Below are 16,759 nucleotides of genomic sequence, written 5' to 3'. Positions count from 1 at the left end.
ATGGACCGTACTCTTAAAGCATTCTCACTTCTTCTGAGTTACCCGACACGCGAGTTGCAAGAGGCGATGCCCGAAATTGGCGGCGTACTTGCCTCGGACACGCGACTGACAGCAGCAGCGCGTCGGGCGTTGCGCCCGCTGGTAGAAGAACTGGCTGCGCGCGACATCTATGACCTCGAAGAGCAATTTGTTTTGCTCTTCGACCGGTCACGCACGTTGTCGCTAAACCTCTTTGAACACGTGCATGGTGAAAGCCGTGACCGGGGTGGGGCGATGGTGTCACTGGTCGAAACTTACCGCGAAGGCGGGTTTGATCCGGTGACGTCAGAGCTACCTGATCACTTGCCTGTTTTGCTGGAATTCCTGTCCACACGATCCCCTCTGGTGGCGCAGGACACTCTGGCGGACGCGGCTCATATCTTTGAGGCCTTGAACGCCCGGCTGATCCGGCGGGAAAGTCCTTATGGTGCCGTGTTCGTCAGCCTTTTGCAGCTTGCCGGTGTGCAGGCCGACAAAGAGGCCGTCGCCGAGATGCTGGCGCTGCCTGACGATGATCCCACCGATCTTGAGGCATTGGACGAGGTCTGGGAGGAAAGCGAAGTGCTTTTTGGACCTGACCCCAACGCGGGCTGTCCGCAAGCGCGCGAAATGCTCGCCCAGATGGATTTGCCGATGAACCCTCCACCTGCGCACCACGCTGCCGAATAGGGAGACAAAGACATGTTTTCGAACCTCGATATCAACTTCATCATTTTTGGCATCATGCCCTATGCGGCGCTGACGATCCTCGTGATCGGTTGCATTGCCCGCTATGACCGCGATCAATACACGTGGAAAAGCTCTTCCAGCCAGTTGTTGCGACGCAAGCAACTGATGTGGGGATCAATCCTGTTTCATGTGGGGATCATTACGATCTTCTTTGGCCATCTTGTGGGGCTGTTTACACCTGTCTGGGTGTTGGATGCGCTGGGCGTGCCTTACGCGCTCAAACAATGGATGGCGGTGATCATTGGTGGTCCAGCAGGGGTTGCCGCGCTGATCGGGGGTACGTTGCTGTTGCATCGCCGCCTGACAGAGCCGCGCATCCGCGCCACATCCAGCTGGATGGATATCACCATCATGGTACTGATCTGGCTGCAACTGGCCATCGGCTTGCTGACTATCACGCAGACCCTGCAACATATGGACGGGTCCGAAATGGTCCGCTTTATGAGCTGGTCACAAAGTATCGTCACATGGAACATTAACGCCTGGGTCACTGTGGTAGACGTGCATTGGCTCTATAAACTCCACATTTTTCTTGGTCTGATCATCACCGCGCTTTTCCCGTTCTCGCGGCTGGTCCACATGGTTTCCGGCTTTGCTGCACCGTTCCGCTATCTCATGCGTCCCGGCTATCAGATCGTGCGGACGCGTCGTGGCAAGCCACTGCCCAAGCGCGACAGCAAAACAACACCGGCGGAGTAAGGACCATGAACGCAGCACTTTTCCCCGATCTTATCGTCAATGGCGAACAGGTGCCCCACACTGTGGTGGCGGCTGAGACCCAAAACCACGATGCGCCGGCTGGCAAACCGGGCATCGCCTGGCGCAAGGCGGCCAACGCGGTCGTCATCCGCACTCTGCTGTTGCAAGAGGCCAAGAAACGCGCGCTGGAGGCTGCACCCCAAGAGGTGGCCCCCGGTAAGTTTGAAACCCAAGAAGAGGCCCTGATCAGGGGTGTTCTGGAAGACGCTGTTGAGGGCACAGCGCCCAACGCCGACGCAATCCGTGCCGAATGGGCCAAAGACCCGGAACGGTTCAGGGCGCCGCCCCTGTGGGAGGTGTCGCATATCCTTTGCGCTTGCGATCCAAGGGATGCAGAGGCCAAACACAAGGCAATGCACCGTGCGCAGGCGTTGGTATCCATGGCCAGAAAAGACGCCAAAACCTTTGCGGCGATTGCATCGCAAGAAAGCGATTGCGGGTCCAAATCATCGGGGGGCACATTAGGTCAACTGGGGCCGGGCGACACCGTGCCAGAGTTCGAAGCCATCCTGCGCACCTTGCAAGAGGACGAGATCACCTCCCAACCGATCCTGACCCGCCATGGCTGGCACATCGTGCGTATGGATGCGGTCGCATTGGGGGCTGTTCTGCCATTTGAGGCGGTCAAACCCAAGATCGCGGACGCCATGGAGAAGGCGAGCTGGGCACAAAACGCGCGCACCTTCGTTGCCGGTCTGATTGCATCAGCCAAGATCACTGGTGCCGATCTTAAACCGGTTTAGCCTTGGATGGGATAGCGGATTGAACACGCGCTGGTCCGCGAATCCGGTCGTTCAGGCCGATATCAGCGACACATTGAGAACACCAAAAAAGAAGCCCCGCCTGACAATGCGTCAAGCGGGGCTTTTTGTCGATCAACGGTTTGCGACGTTACTCGCGGCTGCCAAACAATTGCAGCAGGAAGATGAACATATTGATGAAGTCGAGATAGAGGTTCAATGCGCCCATGATGGCGGCTTTGCCCAACCATTCGCTGTCGCCATGTGCCGCGTGTGCAACATAATCATTCTTGATCTTCTGCGTATCGTAAGCAGTCAGACCCGCAAAGATAAGCACGCCGATTGCCGAGATCGCGAACATAATGGCATCAGACTGCAGGAAGATGTTGACGATCATGGCAACCAACAGGCCAACCACGCCCATGATCAGGAATGAACCCCAACCAGAAATATCTTTCTTGGTCGTGTAGCCCCAGAAGGACAGGCTCGCGAATGAGATCGCTGTGATCAGGAAGATCTGAATGATCGAGAACCCTGTGTAGACCAGAAAGATAGAGCTAAGCGAAAGCCCCATGACTGCGGCGAAGGCGTAAAAGACCGTTTGCGCCGTTGCGGCCGACATGCGGTTGATCATGGCGCTCAGGCCAAAAACAAACGCAAGAGGTGCAAACATGATGACCCACTTCAGCGGTGAGCCGTAAATCAGACCACCCAGATTTGTCAGCATCGTGCCGTTGGTCAATTGAGCGACGGCCTGCGACGGATCAGTTGTTGTTGCTAGACCTGAAATTGCCCATGCAGCGAGTGCAGTAATCAACATGCCTACGGACATCGTGCCGTAGACTTTGTTCATGTGGGCGCGCAGACCCTCGTCGATTTCGGCCGTGCGTACACCGCCGACCGTTCTTACGCTATCAAATTGAGCCATTACGACCTCCAGATTGAAACAGTGGCGCCGCAAGACGGCATCCTTGGCTCAGATATTGGCAGGTGGGGCCGTTTTTTCAAGGTCGAACGGTGCCGTTAGCGGTAATTCTGATGAAATTGGGCGGGATTGTCGCAGCTCCCGCCCATTTGCGCGTTATTGATGCCAGTGTGCCGGGGCATCCCAGGGCATCTTTTCCCCTTCTTGAAGGGCTTCGGAACGGGTCACGCCGATGTCGTTGAGCAGGTGTTCGTCCAGCATCTGCAAGTGTTGGCGCTGGCGCCGCACTGCAAAAACCTGTCCTAGACGTGCCCAGATCGACCGGGGCTTTGGCTGGCATGCTACGTGGGCTGCTTGTGTTTGGACTGAGATGCTCATGTCATTCCCCTTTGTGATGTAATCGGCATTTCATATGTTGATGCTTGATATGTAGCGGCCATCATGACATAATGAAAATGAATACTTTTGAATGCTTGCATCAAGGAATGTGATATGCCCAGAAATCTTGATCTGACCGCCCTACGCTCATTCGTGTCTGTTGCTGATGCTGGCGGGGTGACCCGCGCGGCGGGCATGCTGAACCTGACCCAGTCCGCCGTTTCGATGCAACTCAAGCGGCTGGAAGAATCACTGGATGTGGCGCTGCTTGATCGATCTGCCCGCACGATCGCGTTGACCCCGGCCGGAGAGCAGTTGCTGGGCTACGCCCGTTCTATGCTCAAGACCAATGATGAAATTCTCAAACGTCTCACCGCGACAGAGTTTGAGGGCGAGCTGCGCTTGGGTGTGCCGCATGACATTATCTATCCGGTTGTGCCTGCGGTGCTGAAACGCTTTGCCGCAGACTTTCCACGGATGCAGGTGCGGCTGATCTCGGCCCCAACGCGCAAACTGCTAGAGATGTTTGGCCGGGGAGAGGTCGATCTGATCCTGACCACGGAAGAGGATTGTGGCCCCGAAGGACAGGTGCTCGTTGAACTGCCGCTCCTTTGGATTGGCGCTTTGAATGGTAATGCCTGGCGCAAACAGCCGTTGCCCGTCGCCTTTTGTAGTAACTGCATTTTTCGCGGTGGCGTGTTGCAGGCGCTGAACGAAAGGCAGGTGGCGTGGTCGATGGCGGTCGATTCCGAGCTTGATAACGCGGTTGAGGCAGCAGTGAGCGCGGATTTGGCCGTGCATGTCGCCTTAGAAGGCAGCCTGCCACCCCATACCGAGATCATCGATCATGGTGGTGCGCTGCCCGAACTGCCACCGCAGAACATCAATCTTTATGTGCTGCGCCCCGAAGATCACGCAAGTGTCGCTATGGCTGACATTATTCGCCAGTGCTATGCGACCCCCCGAGCAGTACCGCAGCTACTTACGGCGTAACCACCACTTTGCCCGTCGATTTGCGAGAGCGCATCAGTTCCAGTGCGTCAGCGGCGTCCGCCAAGGGGACCGTATGGCTGATGTGCGGCTGAAGGCGGCCTTCGGCATGCCATTGCATCAGTTCGGCAAGGCTATCGGTCAGTGCCTGAGGATGAAACTTTAGATAGCCACCCCAATAGAACCCGATGACAGTGATGTTCTTGACCAGAATGATATTTGCGGGGATTTGCGGGACGTCGCCGCTGGCAAACCCGATCACGATGACACGGGCTTCGCGGTTGCAGGCACCCAAAGCGGCCTTGAAAGCGTCACCGCCAACCGGATCATAGACCACATCGGCGCCGCCGAGGGCTTTGACAGCGGCTTTGATGTCATCGGTTGTGCTGTCGATCAGGTGGTCGGCGCCCGCGGCTTTGGCCACGGCGAGCTTATCGGCGCCACGGGCCACGGCGATGACAGTGGCCCCCATTGCCTTGCCGACTTCCACGGCTGTCAGCCCAACACCACCCGCAGCACCAAGCACCAGCAGCGTTTCGCCCTTTTGCAACTGCGCGCGCCGCGTCAGTGCCAGATGCGACGTGCCATATGCCACCATGAACCCGGCGGCGGTTGCATCATCCATGCTGTCTGGGATGGGGCGGCACAAGGCGGCCGGAAAAACACCGTGTTCGGCCATTCCACCCTGACCGCCAAAAACGACAACGCGTGTGCCAGCCGCAGGTGAGGTAACGCCGGGGCCTTGGGCGGTCACGGTCCCTGCTACTTCCATCCCAAGCGTGAATGGTGGGGGTGGTGTGTCCTGATACGTGCCGGTCGCCATAAGAAGATCGGCGAAATTCAGCCCACAGGCTGCGATCTCAATCAGGACCTCACCCTCAGTTGGGGTTGGGACCGGAACGTCCTTTAACTGTGGGGCATTGTCGTATGAGGAGATTTGAAAAGCGCGCATGTGGGTCGAATCCTTTGTGGTGAGAGTCTGTTAACTACCATCAGGTCAAAATGACAGACTCCTGTTCACCTTGTTCGCTTCACGCATTGCAAAAACCATGCTAACGTTGGCCTGTACTTTTGGGCAGGGCTGGCAGTAATTGCGCGCTCTAAACCTGTCCTAAAGGGCAGGATGGGCGCTGCAACCGTTGCGTGTTCTGTCTGAAATAGTCATGGACGTGTTCAAGCACGCCCTCAATTTGTTTTTTTATTTTGGTGTGTGGGTAAACCCAAATTCTGTCGCGCTGTGCGTCAGGTTTCGGCATGATGAGGATAGTAGTATGAAACACCCAGTTGACGTCCATGTTGGAAAACGCATTCGTCATCGCCGTTGGATGAATGGCACAACGCAGCAGCAGCTTGCTGAGGCAGTTGGCATCAAGTTCCAGCAAATCCAGAAATATGAAACCGGTATGAACCGGGTCAGCGCCTCCCGCCTATGGGATATCGCTAACGTATTGAGCGTGGACGTTTCTTTCTTCTTCGAAGGTCTAGAGGCAGAGCAAACTGGAGAAGCTGGCGCATCTGATCTGCCCGGTGATATCCTGACAGACAAAGAAGCGCTGGAACTGCTGCGCTCTTACTATGCGATCCCAGAAAATCAGCGCCGTCGCCTGTTCGATCTGGCGCGCGTTCTAAGCGAAGCCGCTTAGCTAAAGACTTGACCTCCTTGTTTGCGTCGGGCTACCGCCAAGGGCAACGCAAGTCGCAAGAAGGACGACCCCATGCATGTTGACCCTTCAACCCACGCGGAACTGATCCGCGTGGCGCATGCTTTGGCCGATGCCGCACGGCCGGTCACCCTACGCCATTTTCGCAGCGCTGGACTGACCTCTGAAAACAAAGAGACAGGCGGCTTTGACCCGGTCACGATTGCCGACCGCGATGCAGAGGCGGCGATGCGGGCCGTTTTGGTCGCCCAACGTCCCGATGATGCGATTCTGGGCGAAGAGCACGGGCATAAGGCGGGCACCACGGGGCTCACTTGGGTGCTTGACCCTATTGATGGCACACGTGGCTATATCAGCGGCACTCCGACCTGGGGTGTGCTGATCGCGGTGTCTGATGACACTGGGCCGCTTTTTGGGATCATTGACCAACCTTATATCGCTGAGCGGTTTCTTGGTGGCTTTGGTCAGTCCCAAGTCACCGGACCGATGGGCAGCGCCGAGCTTCGATGCCGCGCGGCACGTCCTTTGGCAGAGGCGACCGTCGTGACGACCTTTCCCGAAGTTGGCACCATGAGCGAAGGCGCGGCCTTTCAGGCGGTTGCGTCACGTGCCAACCTGACCCGCTATGGCATGGATTGCTATGGCTATGCTTTGCTGGCCGCAGGCCAAATTGATCTGGTGATCGAAGCCGGGCTCAACGCCTATGATATTCAAGCGCCCATCGCTGTGGTAGAAGCGGCAGGCGGTATAGTGACGGATTGGACAGGTGGACCTGCCCATGCAGGTGGCCAAGCGATTGCCGCGGCCAATCCCGACATACATGCCGAGGCTCTGACCATCATAAAAGAGGCGATGAATGACTGATACGTTGATCCAAAACGCCGATGTCATCCTGACGATGGATGATAACCGCGCAGAGCTGAACGGCGCGGATATTCTGATCCGTGACGGCGTCATCGCTGCTGTCGGTCAGGGGCTTGTGGGGGGCGACGCAGAGGTTTTCAACGCAGCAGGCAAGATCGTCACCCCCGGCTTGGTCAACACACACCACCACCTATACCAAACCCTGACCCGTGCCGTGCCGGGCGCGCAGGATGCGTTGCTGTTTGGCTGGTTGCAACGGCTTTATCCGATTTGGTCGCGGTTTGGCCCCGAAGAGATGTTTGTCTCAGCCCAAGCAGGGTTGGCTGAACTTGCCCTGTCCGGCTGCACCATGACATCGGACCACCTTTATCTTTACCCCAACGGGGCGCGGCTGGATGATACCATCGCTGCCGCATCCGAAGTGGGTCTGCGGTTTCATGCCACACGCGGTGCAATGAGCATTGGCGAAAGCGATGGAGGCCTGCCGCCAGATGCGCTGGTCGAAGATGAGGCCGCCATCCTCAAAGACAGCATTCGCGTTATCGATGCGTTCCACGACCCGAACCCCGGTGCCATGGTGCGTGTCGGCGTTGCCCCCTGCAGCCCATTTTCGGTCAGCCGTGACTTGATGCGTGATGCGGCTCTTTTGGCGCGTGACAAAGGTGTGATGATGCACACCCATTTGGCCGAAAATGACGAGGACATCGCCTATTCACTGGAAAAATTCGGGTGCCGCCCCGGCCAATATGCCGAAGATCTAGGCTGGACCGGCGATGACGTTTGGCATGCCCATTGCGTGAAACTTGACGAGCAGGAAATCGACCTTTTTGCGCGCTCGCGGACGGGCGTTGCCCATTGCCCCTGTTCCAATTGCAGGCTGGGTTCCGGGATTGCTCCGATACGCGGGATGCGCGACGCAGGCGTACCTGTGGGCCTTGGCGTGGATGGGTCGGCAAGCAATGACATCGGCAATCTCGCCGGAGAGGCCCGCATGGCGATGCTGCTGCAGCGGGTACAAAGCGGGGCAGACGCCATGTCAGCGCGCGAAGCACTAGAGATCGCCACACGCGGCGGGGCGCAGGTGCTGGGACGCGATGATTGCGGGCAAATTGCCATTGGCAAACGCGCCGACGTGGCGATCTGGGATGCGCAATGCGTCGAGAACGCCGGATCTTGGGATCCGGCAGCGCTGTTGTTGGCGGGGCCCGCGAAGGTATCGGCTCTTTATGTCGAGGGGCGCCAGATCGTGTATGACGGACATATGCAGACGCTGGATATGGACAAGACGATCGCACGCCAGAATGCACTTGCGCGGAAACTGGCCGAGCGTGGATAGCCGTCAAACTTTTGCCTCTTTTCGGCCCCCAATTGGGATCAATCGCCCACCTTTGTCGATTGGCCCACAATGAAACTTCTCTTTGCTGCGACGGTCCTCACCCTGTTTGCTGCATGCACCACCACTCCGCCTGCGCCGATGTCTTCGGCGCGGGCGGCTCCCACAGCGGTGCCGTCATCTGCATCCTTCACGCAAATTCTGAATAGCTTTCGCGCGAGCCAAGGGCTGGGATCAATGCAGCCGAACGCTGCTTTGACCCGTGCCGCACAGGCCCATGCCGAAGACATGCGCGCTCGCAATTATTTTTCACACCGTGCGCGCAACGGCCCCAATGGCGAAACCTTCGGCCAACGCGCTGCGGGTGCCGGATGCACAATCCTGTCTGGGGCTGAGAACATCGCATTTGGGCAAACGTCCGAAGCAGAGGTGTTTACCGGATGGCAAAACTCAAGTGGACACCGGCGCAACATGCTGGGCCGTGATTACACGTTCTTTGGGCTTGGCCGGGCAGGCGACATCTGGGTATTGAAGCTGTCGTCGGGCTGCTAGACCTGCCGCGTGCCAGCAATCCAGACATCGCGGACCGCCCGATCATCCCCCATCATGATGGTCGGAAAGAGCGCATCCCAAATCCCTTCGGCCCGCGCACTGCGCTGGGCAATTGCATCGGTGGATTGCAAATCAAGCACAGTGATATCGGCCATGGCACCGACACCCAGATGCCCGATCTGACCCGACATCTTGAGCGCATCAGCGGACCCTTCGGTGGCCAACCACATCAACTGGGCGGGATGCAACGCAACCCCGCGTAGCTGTCCGATTTCATAGGCAGCGGCCATCGTCCGCAGCATTGAAAAAGACGAACCACCGCCAGTGTCCGTGGCCAATCCGATAGAGACCGCGGACTTTGCCAGCCCCATCACATCAAACAGGCCAGAGCCGATAAACGTATTGGACGTCGGACAATGGACGACGGCGGCGCCAACCTCTGCCAGCCGGGCAATCTCGCGCGGGTCCAGATGGATGGCATGGCCGTAAAGGCCACGTTCGCCTAGCAGGCCAAAGGCCTCGTATGTATCCAGATAATCGCGGGCATCGGGGAACAGTTCTTTTACCCAAGCAATCTCGGGGTGTTGTTCGCTCAGATGGGTCTGCATCAGGCAATCGGGATGCTCTGCCCACAACGCACCAAGGGCGGCCAGTTGATCGGGCGTCGATGTCGGCGAAAAGCGCGGCGTGATCGCATATTGCGCGCGACCCTGCCCATGCCATTTCTCAAGCAAAGCCTTGCTGTCGTCATAGGCGGTCTGGGCCGTATCGATCAATGTATCAGGCGCATTGCGATCCATGCAGGTCTTGCCCGCAATCACTGCCATATTGCGCGCCGCTGCCGCCTCAAAGAAGGCATCAACGCTTTCGGGATGGATCGTGCAAAAACTTGTCAGCGTCGTGGTGCCATGGGCCAATGCCAGATCAAGCGTGCTCCCGGCCACATCGTCAGCATAGGCCTTATCGCCAAAGCGCGATTCTTCGGGGAACGTATAGGTATTCAGCCAATCAATCAGCTGCTTGCCCCAGCTGGCGATCATCCCGGTTTGGGGATAATGCATATGTGCATCGACAAAACCCGCACTGATCAGCGCGTCGCCATAATCGGTCACTTGCGCCTGCGGATGCGCCGCTTGCAAGGCGGGGCCATTGCCAACGTCGATGATCTGCCCGCCATCAATCAACACGCCACCTGTGCTGTCAAACTGCACGGCGTCGGCCCAATCGCCCGTCAGGGGATTGCCGGAAAAGCCCAAGGTTTGGCCCAAGAGTAACTGCATTGTCATATCACGAACCTATGCTGCCGCTGGCGCGGGGTAAATCGCAGAAATCTGCGTTGTGCCGCTGTGGCAATGGACTATGTTGCAAAAGCAGCAGGGGGACGCATGGCCGAGGCAGAAACCACCACCGAAGACGAAGCATTCGGCGTCACCGACCGACTGGTTGCCGATGTGATGGAGGCCGTTCAGGCCGCAGACCCCATTTCGATCCATGCTTTGCTTGACCCGCTTCACCCCGCCGACATCGCCCACCTGCTTGAACAAATCGACGCCCGCGACCGCCGCGACCTGCTGACCGTCTGGTCAGGGGGCGTTGATGGTGACGTCCTGTCGGAACTGGACGAAAACCTGCGCGAAGAGGTGATCGAACAGCTTGCGCCCTCAGAACTGGCTGAAGCCGTGCGCGATCTGGAAAGCGACGATGTCGTCGATCTGGTCGAATACCTCGACGACGCCCAGCAGGAACAAGTTCTTGAAGCCCTGGAAGCGGGCGACCGAGTTGTTGTCGAACAGGCGCTTACCTACCCCGAAGAATCCGCAGGCCGCCATATGCAATCCGAACTGGTGCGCGCGCCAGAGCATTGGACCGTGGGCGAGGCGATTGATTATCTACGCTCTGACGTGGTCCTGCCGGATCAATTCTATCACATCATTCTGGTTGATCCTCGGCTCAAGGCCGTGGGCTATGTCACGCTTGGTCGCATCCTAAGCCACCCGCGCACCATGGCTTTGAAAGACCTGACCGAGGACATATTCCGCACGTTCCACGTCGAACAGGACGTTGAAGAAGTGGCACAGGCAATCAACCACTATCACATGATCACCGCGCCGGTGGTGGACGATGATGACCGGGTTGTGGGCGTTATCACAATCGACGATGCGATGGCCTTTCTGGAAGAAGAAGCCGAGGAAGACATCCTGCGTCTGGCCGGTGTCGGCGAGGGCAGCCTGTCTGACCGGGTGATTGAGACAACGCGCCAGCGCTTTCCCTGGCTGGCAGTCAACCTTGTCACCGCCATTCTCGCCTCAATGGTCATTTCCCTCTTTGAGGAAACGATTGCCGGCCTCGTCGCACTGGCCGTCTTGATGCCCATTGTGGCCTCAATGGGGGGCAATGCAGGCACACAATCTCTGACCGTGGCCGTGCGCGCGCTTGCGACCCGCGATTTGACCACGGCAAACGTCTGGCGGGTGATCCGACGCGAGGTCTTGGTAGGGCTAATCAACGGGACCATTTTTGCAATTGTGATGGGCGTTGTGGGCGTCGTCTGGTTCGGCTCGCCAATGCTGGGGCTGGTGATTGCGGTGGCGATGGTGATCAATTTGGTCATTGCAGGTCTCGCCGGCACTGTGATCCCTGTTGCGCTGGAAAAAATCGGGATCGACCCTGCCTTGGCCTCTGGCGCTTTTGTGACAACCGTGACTGATGTCGTTGGTTTCTTTGTTTTTCTGGGCCTTGCCGCAGCGTGGTTACTTTGATGGATAAATCTGCAGCACGCACGGCCGCCTTTGCGCGGCGCAAGATTGCGCATGAAAGGGGCGGTGCAACCGCTGGCTACCTAAGCGAGGTCCTCGCTGGTTATCGCGGTGTGCCATTGGCGGGCTACATGGCCATGCGGACCGAAATTGATCCAACACCGGCGATGGAAGAATCCGCGGCCCACGGGCCGGTCGGCGTGCCAGTGATCATCGGAGCAGGGCAACCGCTGCGGTTCCGGCTGTGGGAACCGGGATGCGCGCTCATCAAAGGCGAATTTGGGGCGATGATCCCCGAAAGCGGCGAATGGATGACGCCGCAAATTGTGGTGGTGCCGTTGGTGGCGTTCGATCGGACAGGCGGGCGTCTGGGATATGGTGGCGGGTTCTATGACCGGACGCTTGAGAAACTACGTGCCGCGCAACCGACGATGGCCATCGGATTTGCCTATCAGGCGCAGGAAGACACTGATCTCCCGCTTGAGCCGACAGATCAACCGCTTGACCTGATCGTGACTGAAAACGGGATCATCACGCCTTAGCGCAACATCCCATTTTCTTTTGTTCAAAAATATCTCGGGGGGCCGCACAGCGGCGGGGGCAGCGCCCCCTCAGACCGTGCAATCAGGTTCAGCCTTCAGCGAAGGCATTCATCACCTCTTCAGAGGCTTCAAAATTCGCTGTCACTCGTTGAATGTCGTCATCTTCTTCCAACGTATCCAGCAGCTTCATCAGCTTGGTCAGACCATCAATATCGACCTCAGTCGTCAAATTTGGCTTCCAGATCAGCTTGGTGGTCGTGCTCTCGCCCAACTCTGCCTCAAGCGCGTTGGACACATCGTTCAGGTCAGTATCCGCGCAATAGATGACATGGTTCTCGTCGTCGCTTTGAACGTCTTCTGCACCCGCCTCAATCGCCGCCATCATGACGGTATCCGCATCGGCAACGGATGCGGGATAGACCACCTCACCCTTGCGATCGAACATGAAACCAACCGATCCGGTCTCGCCCAGATTGCCGCCGTTCTTTGAAAACGTCGACCGCACGGTTGACGCAGTGCGGTTGCGGTTGTCGGTCATCGCCTCAACGATGACAGCGACACCATTGGGGCCATACCCCTCATAGCGGATCTCATCATAATTCTCGGCATCGCCGCCTTGCGATTTCTTGATCGCGCGGTCGATCACATCCTTGGGGACGGAGCTGGATTTGGCTTCTTTCACCGCCAGTCGCAGACGGGGGTTCTTGTCAGGATCAGGGTCGCCCATCTTGGCGGCAACCGTGATTTCCTTGGCCAATTTGGAAAACAGCTTGGAACGCAGTTTATCCTGCCGTCCTTTGCGGTGCTGAATATTCGCCCATTTGGAGTGGCCAGCCATGTGAAACCTCGTCTGTCGCGCTGAAAATCTCAGCTTCTATAGGGCATCGGGCCACTGGCCCGCAACCCCGCCTAGAGCGGCCAGATGAAGGGGATCACAAAGGAAACGATTGGTGCCAGCGACAGGTTCAGCGGGATGCCGAATTTCAGAAAATCCGTAAACTTGTATCCGCCGGGCCCGAAGACAAGGGTGTTGGTCTGATATCCGATTGGCGTGGCAAAGCTGGCACTGGCCGCAATCATCACTGCCACGACCAACGGGCGCGGGTCCACACCCAAGGCCGCAGCCAACCCGATGGCGATAGGTGTCATGACCACGGCAACCGCATTGTTGGACACCAGTTCCGTCAGAATGCTGGACAGCAGATAGACTGACAGCACGATAAAGAAGGGCGGCAACACCAGCATCACAGGCGACAGCGTGTCGGCGATCATCCCAACGGCACCTGATGATTGCAAAGCCGACCCGACCCCCAGCATGGCAAAGATCAACGCCAATAACCGCCCATCGACAAAGGAAAACGCCTCATCCGCGTCGATGCATCCGGTAACCAAAACCAGCGTCACGCCAATCATCGCCAGCATCAAAATCGGTGCTACGCCAAGGGCCGCAAGCACAACAACACCCAGCAACACCCCCAATGCCACTGGCGCGCGGTTGCGCCGGAACGCCCGCTGCGACAAGGCCGACACATCGCCGAGGTTCATATCTTCGGCCAGCCGTTGAATATCCTGCGGCGCACCCTCTAGCAGCAAAGTGTCCCCAACCCGCACAATCACATCTTCGATCTGCTTGCTGATATTGGCATCGCGCCTGTGTACGGCAAGCGGATAAACGGCGTAACGGCGGCGCAGCCGGAGCGAGCCAAGCCGCCGGCTGACCATTTTGCAGTTTGGAGTGATCAACACTTCTACGGTTGTGGTCTCGACCGCCGAAAGCTGATCAACACGGCGCAATTCTTTGTTTCCCTGCAACGACAAAAGCTCGGTCATCTCCGTGCGCAGCACCACCCGGTCGCCAACTTGCAACACAACGCCGCTCAGATTGCGCCGCAGTGATGTATCGCCACGCACCACATCAATCAGGCGCACACCGTCGCGTTTGAACAGTTGCACGCCTGTCACTTCACGCCCGATCAGGTTGCTGTCGGGGGGGATCACGGCCTCGGAAAAGAACTTTTTCTTTGAACGATCAGACAGCATCGTCGCCATGCTTTGCCGGTCGGGCAGCAGGCGGGGGGCCATGAAATAAAGATAGGTAAAGGTCCAAAGGACAACGACAATGCCAATCGGGAAAATCTCAAGAATGCCAAACGGGCGCATGCCAGATGCGCGCGCTACCCCATCAACCAGAAGGTTGGTCGAAGTGCCGAGCAACGTCATCGTGCCACCGACGATGGCGGCGTAACTTAGCGGGATCAGCAGTTTTGACGCCGAGGTACCCAAGGTGCGCGCCAGTTGCACAAAAACCGGGATCATGACCACGACCAAAGGCGTGTTATTCATGATGGCACTGGCCACTGCCACAAACAGCAACCCACCACCAATGGCGCGTGCCGGGCTGACCTTGGCCTGCCGTTCGGCAATCTGGGTCATGGCATTCAGCGCGCCTGTGCGCACCAAGGCACCCACGATGATGAACATCGCCGCAATCGTCCAAGGGGCGGGGTTGGCAAGGGCGGTAACCGCGTCCTCATAAGGCAGCACGCCCGTAGCCAACAAAACAGAAACCCCAACCATAGCCACCACTTCGGTTGGGAAAACCTCGCGCAGGAACATCAGGAACATGGCGACCACTACCACCATTGTCAGCACTGCACTTTGCGTTTGGGTCAGTTGGAATAGATCATCCATGGGCAGGAGTGTCTCTCAAGGCCGGATCATCGGCAAGTCGCGGTTGTACCAACATCAGGCCTAAGGCCATGAAAACCAAGGCCAGCCATACCCAAAGACTATAGCTTTCGCCCAGAAGCGGCATCGCCCAGAGCACACCAGAGCCGGTCACGATATAGGCGACTTGGCCCGCGAAAACAGCGCCTGTACGCCCGATCAGCCAGACGTAGCCTGCGTAGACTAGCACATGGATGACAGCGCTCAGCACCATGGTGAAATCGGCGACGATGAATGGTGCCGAAGGTACAAAGAAATGGCCCGAGCTGACGGCGAGTGGAAAGGCGATGGCCGTGCCGATCACCGATGCGCCGAAAAGAACCTGAATAGGATCAAGCCCCGCCGTGCCCCATTTGGCGACGATATTGCCTTCGCAAGCATAACAAAACGGCGCGATCAGTGCCAAAGGCAAGACAGCGATCATTGCGCGTTCTGGCAAACTGGCCTCTGGCAAAGCGATCAGCCCGACCCCAAGCAGGCCCAACGCCAACCCGGCCAGACGGCGCAGTGAAAACTGGTCATTGCGCAGCGCTAGTGCGATGGGAAAGGCCATCATAGGCACGGTTGCAATGACAATGGACATGATGCCAGACGGCAGATGAAATGCAGCTCGGTAGCTGGTGGAGTTGGGAATGATCGTGCCGATAGACGCAATCATCAGCCAGATTGCCAGGGTTTTGGCGTTGATTGGGACCCGCCCTACCATCCGCCAGCGCAATGCGCCCAAAAGAACGGCACCGATCAACAACTGCCAGAACACAAGGCCCAAGGGCTGATACCCCGCCGTCACAGTGATTTTGGTCAATGGCTGCGTCAGGCCCCAGCCGCATCCCAAGAGCAACAAAAGCCCCGTCAGGTACCGCCGCTCAGTGTTCATGCAGGTCCGGCCTGCGCCAATCGCCCGCCTTGGCGCACCATTTCAATCCGCGTGGCCTTGCCGGTGCGGTCGTCGGTTTCCACATAAAGGCCAGAAAGCGTTGCCTCCTCATTGGCCGGTGTGAACCGGGCCTTGGGCATGCCGGTTACAAAGCGGCGCATTGGTTCGGCCTTATCCATACCAATCACAGAGTTGTAGTCGCCGCACATGCCCGCATCGCTAAGGTAGGCCGTCCCACCGGGCAAGATCATCGCATCCGCCGTGGGCACATGGGTATGGGTGCCGACAACAATGCTGGCGCGCCCATCGCAGAAATGGCCCGTTGCCATCTTTTCCGACGTTGCTTCACAGTGGATATCGATCAGGCTGGCATGGACCTGCCCCCCCATCGGATACTGCCTGAGTAAGCCATCCAAGGCCGAGAACGGATCATCAAAGGGGCGTTTCATGAAGACCTGCCCAAGGACCTGTGCCACCAGCACCTTGCGCCCGCCGGGGGCGGTAAAAATGCGCGCTCCCACACCGGGGGCGGCTTTGGAATAGTTGAGAGGGCGGATAATCCGTGGCTCTGACGCGATGAAGCTCATCATGTCCTTTTGATCAAATGCATGATCACCAAGGGTGACAACGTCCGCACCTGCGTCCAGCAAAAGCTTGGCGTGATCACCCGAAAGGCCCATGCCAGAGGTCGCGTTTTCGCCGTTGACCACCACAAAGTCGAGCTTCCACGCGTCGCGCAGCCGGGGCAGGTGGGTGGTGACAGCGGCCCGACCGGACCGCCCCATGACATCGCCAAGAAAGAGTATTTTCATACCCCCTGTGTTACGGGGTGAGGCGGCGTTCATCCAGCGGTTTCTGTACTTGCTATCAGCTGACCTTGGTGCGAC

18 protein-coding genes are annotated in these 16,759 nt (G+C 57.9%); 10 read left to right on the top strand and 8 right to left on the bottom strand.

Translation table 11 applies throughout. The annotated features are described in order from the left end of the window. Genes narJ through DHN10_RS10495 form a run of 3 tightly spaced genes read left to right on the top strand, consistent with a single transcriptional unit; the run spans position 1 to position 2,270 of the window. Positions 1 to 708 carry a nitrate reductase molybdenum cofactor assembly chaperone gene (gene narJ, locus DHN10_RS10505; protein WP_108815288.1) on the top strand — a complete coding sequence of 236 codons (708 nt, stop codon included), beginning with the start codon at positions 1 to 3 and terminating at the stop codon, positions 706 to 708. 12 nt (positions 709 to 720) lie between these two features. Beyond that, positions 721 to 1,467, top strand: a complete 747-nt coding sequence (narI, locus tag DHN10_RS10500) for a respiratory nitrate reductase subunit gamma (RefSeq protein ID WP_108815287.1) — start codon at positions 721 to 723, stop codon at positions 1,465 to 1,467. A gap of 5 nt (positions 1,468 to 1,472) precedes the next feature. Then, positions 1,473 to 2,270, top strand: coding sequence for a peptidylprolyl isomerase (locus DHN10_RS10495; protein WP_108815286.1), 798 nt, complete (start codon positions 1,473 to 1,475; stop codon positions 2,268 to 2,270). Between the two features lie 148 nt (positions 2,271 to 2,418). On the opposite strand, the gene DHN10_RS10490 is transcribed toward DHN10_RS10495, so the two are convergent. Both DHN10_RS10490 and DHN10_RS10485 read right to left on the bottom strand, forming a co-directional pair. Further along, on the bottom strand, positions 2,419 to 3,195 hold the full coding sequence (locus DHN10_RS10490) for a Bax inhibitor-1/YccA family protein (protein WP_108815285.1): 777 nt from the start codon (positions 3,193 to 3,195) through the stop codon (positions 2,419 to 2,421). A gap of 153 nt (positions 3,196 to 3,348) precedes the next feature. Beyond that, complete coding sequence (locus DHN10_RS10485) at positions 3,349 to 3,570, bottom strand: DUF1127 domain-containing protein (RefSeq protein ID WP_108815284.1); 222 nt, start codon at positions 3,568 to 3,570, stop codon at positions 3,349 to 3,351. 114 nt (positions 3,571 to 3,684) lie between these two features. On the opposite strand from DHN10_RS10485, the gene DHN10_RS10480 reads away from it, so the two are divergent. Further along, positions 3,685 to 4,563 (top strand): LysR family transcriptional regulator, encoded by an 879-nt coding sequence (locus DHN10_RS10480; RefSeq protein WP_108815686.1) that lies wholly within the window; start codon positions 3,685 to 3,687, stop codon positions 4,561 to 4,563. Here the strand turns inward: DHN10_RS10480 and DHN10_RS10475 are convergent. Continuing rightward, a complete protein-coding gene (locus DHN10_RS10475) occupies positions 4,553 to 5,512 on the bottom strand; it encodes an NADPH:quinone oxidoreductase family protein (protein WP_108815283.1) in 960 nt (319 codons plus the stop codon). The two genes, DHN10_RS10480 and DHN10_RS10475, sit on opposite strands and share 11 nt — an antisense overlap. 319 nt (positions 5,513 to 5,831) lie before the next feature. Here DHN10_RS10475 and DHN10_RS10470 point away from each other — a divergent pair, with 319 nt between their 5' ends. From DHN10_RS10470 to DHN10_RS10455, 4 genes are all read left to right on the top strand, one after another. Next, the gene (locus DHN10_RS10470; RefSeq protein ID WP_108815685.1) at positions 5,832 to 6,203 is read left to right on the top strand and encodes a helix-turn-helix domain-containing protein; all 372 of its coding nucleotides are present in this window, start codon (positions 5,832 to 5,834) and stop codon (positions 6,201 to 6,203) included. Between the two features lie 72 nt (positions 6,204 to 6,275). Further along, the gene (locus DHN10_RS10465) at positions 6,276 to 7,085 is read left to right on the top strand and encodes an inositol monophosphatase family protein (protein ID WP_108815282.1); all 810 of its coding nucleotides are present in this window, start codon (positions 6,276 to 6,278) and stop codon (positions 7,083 to 7,085) included. After that, on the top strand, positions 7,078 to 8,421 hold the full coding sequence (locus DHN10_RS10460; RefSeq protein WP_108815281.1) for an 8-oxoguanine deaminase: 1,344 nt from the start codon (positions 7,078 to 7,080) through the stop codon (positions 8,419 to 8,421). Before DHN10_RS10465 ends, DHN10_RS10460 begins: the two co-directional genes overlap by 8 nt. A gap of 69 nt (positions 8,422 to 8,490) precedes the next feature. Further along, positions 8,491 to 8,970 (top strand): CAP domain-containing protein, encoded by a 480-nt coding sequence (locus DHN10_RS10455; protein WP_108815280.1) that lies wholly within the window; start codon positions 8,491 to 8,493, stop codon positions 8,968 to 8,970. Here DHN10_RS10455 and guaD read toward each other — a convergent pair. Then, complete coding sequence (guaD, locus tag DHN10_RS10450; protein WP_108815279.1) at positions 8,967 to 10,256, bottom strand: guanine deaminase; 1,290 nt, start codon at positions 10,254 to 10,256, stop codon at positions 8,967 to 8,969. The two genes, DHN10_RS10455 and guaD, sit on opposite strands and share 4 nt — an antisense overlap. Before the next feature lie 99 nt (positions 10,257 to 10,355). Here guaD and mgtE point away from each other — a divergent pair, with 99 nt between their 5' ends. Beyond that, on the top strand, positions 10,356 to 11,729 hold the full coding sequence (mgtE, locus tag DHN10_RS10445; protein WP_108815684.1) for a magnesium transporter: 1,374 nt from the start codon (positions 10,356 to 10,358) through the stop codon (positions 11,727 to 11,729). Next, positions 11,729 to 12,268: a 5-formyltetrahydrofolate cyclo-ligase gene (locus DHN10_RS10440; RefSeq protein ID WP_108815278.1), complete on the top strand. Its 540-nt coding sequence runs from the start codon at positions 11,729 to 11,731 to the stop codon at positions 12,266 to 12,268. Before mgtE ends, DHN10_RS10440 begins: the two co-directional genes overlap by 1 nt. 88 nt (positions 12,269 to 12,356) lie before the next feature. Here DHN10_RS10440 and DHN10_RS10435 read toward each other — a convergent pair whose 3' ends face one another. The 4 genes from DHN10_RS10435 to DHN10_RS10420 form a co-directional block, all read right to left on the bottom strand. Next, complete coding sequence (locus DHN10_RS10435; RefSeq protein WP_108815277.1) at positions 12,357 to 13,106, bottom strand: YebC/PmpR family DNA-binding transcriptional regulator; 750 nt, start codon at positions 13,104 to 13,106, stop codon at positions 12,357 to 12,359. A 71-nt stretch (positions 13,107 to 13,177) separates the two neighbouring features. Further along, complete coding sequence (locus DHN10_RS10430) at positions 13,178 to 14,959, bottom strand: SLC13 family permease (RefSeq protein WP_108815276.1); 1,782 nt, start codon at positions 14,957 to 14,959, stop codon at positions 13,178 to 13,180. Further along, the gene (locus DHN10_RS10425) at positions 14,952 to 15,872 is read right to left on the bottom strand and encodes a DMT family transporter (RefSeq protein WP_108815275.1); all 921 of its coding nucleotides are present in this window, start codon (positions 15,870 to 15,872) and stop codon (positions 14,952 to 14,954) included. The genes DHN10_RS10430 and DHN10_RS10425 overlap by 8 nt, the downstream gene beginning before the upstream one ends. Beyond that, positions 15,869 to 16,684, bottom strand: coding sequence for a TIGR00282 family metallophosphoesterase (locus tag DHN10_RS10420; protein WP_108815683.1), 816 nt, complete (start codon positions 16,682 to 16,684; stop codon positions 15,869 to 15,871). The genes DHN10_RS10425 and DHN10_RS10420 overlap by 4 nt, the downstream gene beginning before the upstream one ends. Between the last annotated feature and the right edge of the window lie 75 nt (positions 16,685 to 16,759).

Origin of the sequence: Loktanella sp. Alg231-35, from assembly GCF_900143545.1 — a bacterium.
Taxonomy (GTDB): Bacteria; Pseudomonadota; Alphaproteobacteria; order Rhodobacterales; family Rhodobacteraceae; genus Yoonia.
This window is presented reverse-complemented; position numbering and strand designations above follow the sequence as displayed.

Excerpts from the sequence above, each read along its gene's own strand:
- narJ (WP_108815288.1), top strand. The coding sequence starts at position 1 with ATGGACCGTACTCTTAAAGCATTCTCACTTCTTCTGAGTTACCCGACA.
- narI (WP_108815287.1), top strand. The coding sequence starts at position 721 with ATGTTTTCGAACCTCGATATCAACTTCATCATTTTTGGCATCATGCCC.
- DHN10_RS10495 (WP_108815286.1), top strand. The coding sequence starts at position 1,473 with ATGAACGCAGCACTTTTCCCCGATCTTATCGTCAATGGCGAACAGGTG.
- DHN10_RS10490 (WP_108815285.1), bottom strand. The coding sequence starts at position 3,195 with ATGGCTCAATTTGATAGCGTAAGAACGGTCGGCGGTGTACGCACGGCC.
- DHN10_RS10485 (WP_108815284.1), bottom strand. The coding sequence starts at position 3,570 with ATGAGCATCTCAGTCCAAACACAAGCAGCCCACGTAGCATGCCAGCCA.
- DHN10_RS10480 (WP_108815686.1), top strand. The coding sequence starts at position 3,685 with ATGCCCAGAAATCTTGATCTGACCGCCCTACGCTCATTCGTGTCTGTT.
- DHN10_RS10475 (WP_108815283.1), bottom strand. The coding sequence starts at position 5,512 with ATGCGCGCTTTTCAAATCTCCTCATACGACAATGCCCCACAGTTAAAG.
- DHN10_RS10470 (WP_108815685.1), top strand. The coding sequence starts at position 5,832 with ATGAAACACCCAGTTGACGTCCATGTTGGAAAACGCATTCGTCATCGC.
- DHN10_RS10465 (WP_108815282.1), top strand. The coding sequence starts at position 6,276 with ATGCATGTTGACCCTTCAACCCACGCGGAACTGATCCGCGTGGCGCAT.
- DHN10_RS10460 (WP_108815281.1), top strand. The coding sequence starts at position 7,078 with ATGACTGATACGTTGATCCAAAACGCCGATGTCATCCTGACGATGGAT.
- DHN10_RS10455 (WP_108815280.1), top strand. The coding sequence starts at position 8,491 with ATGAAACTTCTCTTTGCTGCGACGGTCCTCACCCTGTTTGCTGCATGC.
- guaD (WP_108815279.1), bottom strand. The coding sequence starts at position 10,256 with ATGACAATGCAGTTACTCTTGGGCCAAACCTTGGGCTTTTCCGGCAAT.
- mgtE (WP_108815684.1), top strand. The coding sequence starts at position 10,356 with ATGGCCGAGGCAGAAACCACCACCGAAGACGAAGCATTCGGCGTCACC.
- DHN10_RS10440 (WP_108815278.1), top strand. The coding sequence starts at position 11,729 with ATGGATAAATCTGCAGCACGCACGGCCGCCTTTGCGCGGCGCAAGATT.
- DHN10_RS10435 (WP_108815277.1), bottom strand. The coding sequence starts at position 13,106 with ATGGCTGGCCACTCCAAATGGGCGAATATTCAGCACCGCAAAGGACGG.
- DHN10_RS10430 (WP_108815276.1), bottom strand. The coding sequence starts at position 14,959 with ATGGATGATCTATTCCAACTGACCCAAACGCAAAGTGCAGTGCTGACA.
- DHN10_RS10425 (WP_108815275.1), bottom strand. The coding sequence starts at position 15,872 with ATGAACACTGAGCGGCGGTACCTGACGGGGCTTTTGTTGCTCTTGGGA.
- DHN10_RS10420 (WP_108815683.1), bottom strand. The coding sequence starts at position 16,684 with ATGAAAATACTCTTTCTTGGCGATGTCATGGGGCGGTCCGGTCGGGCC.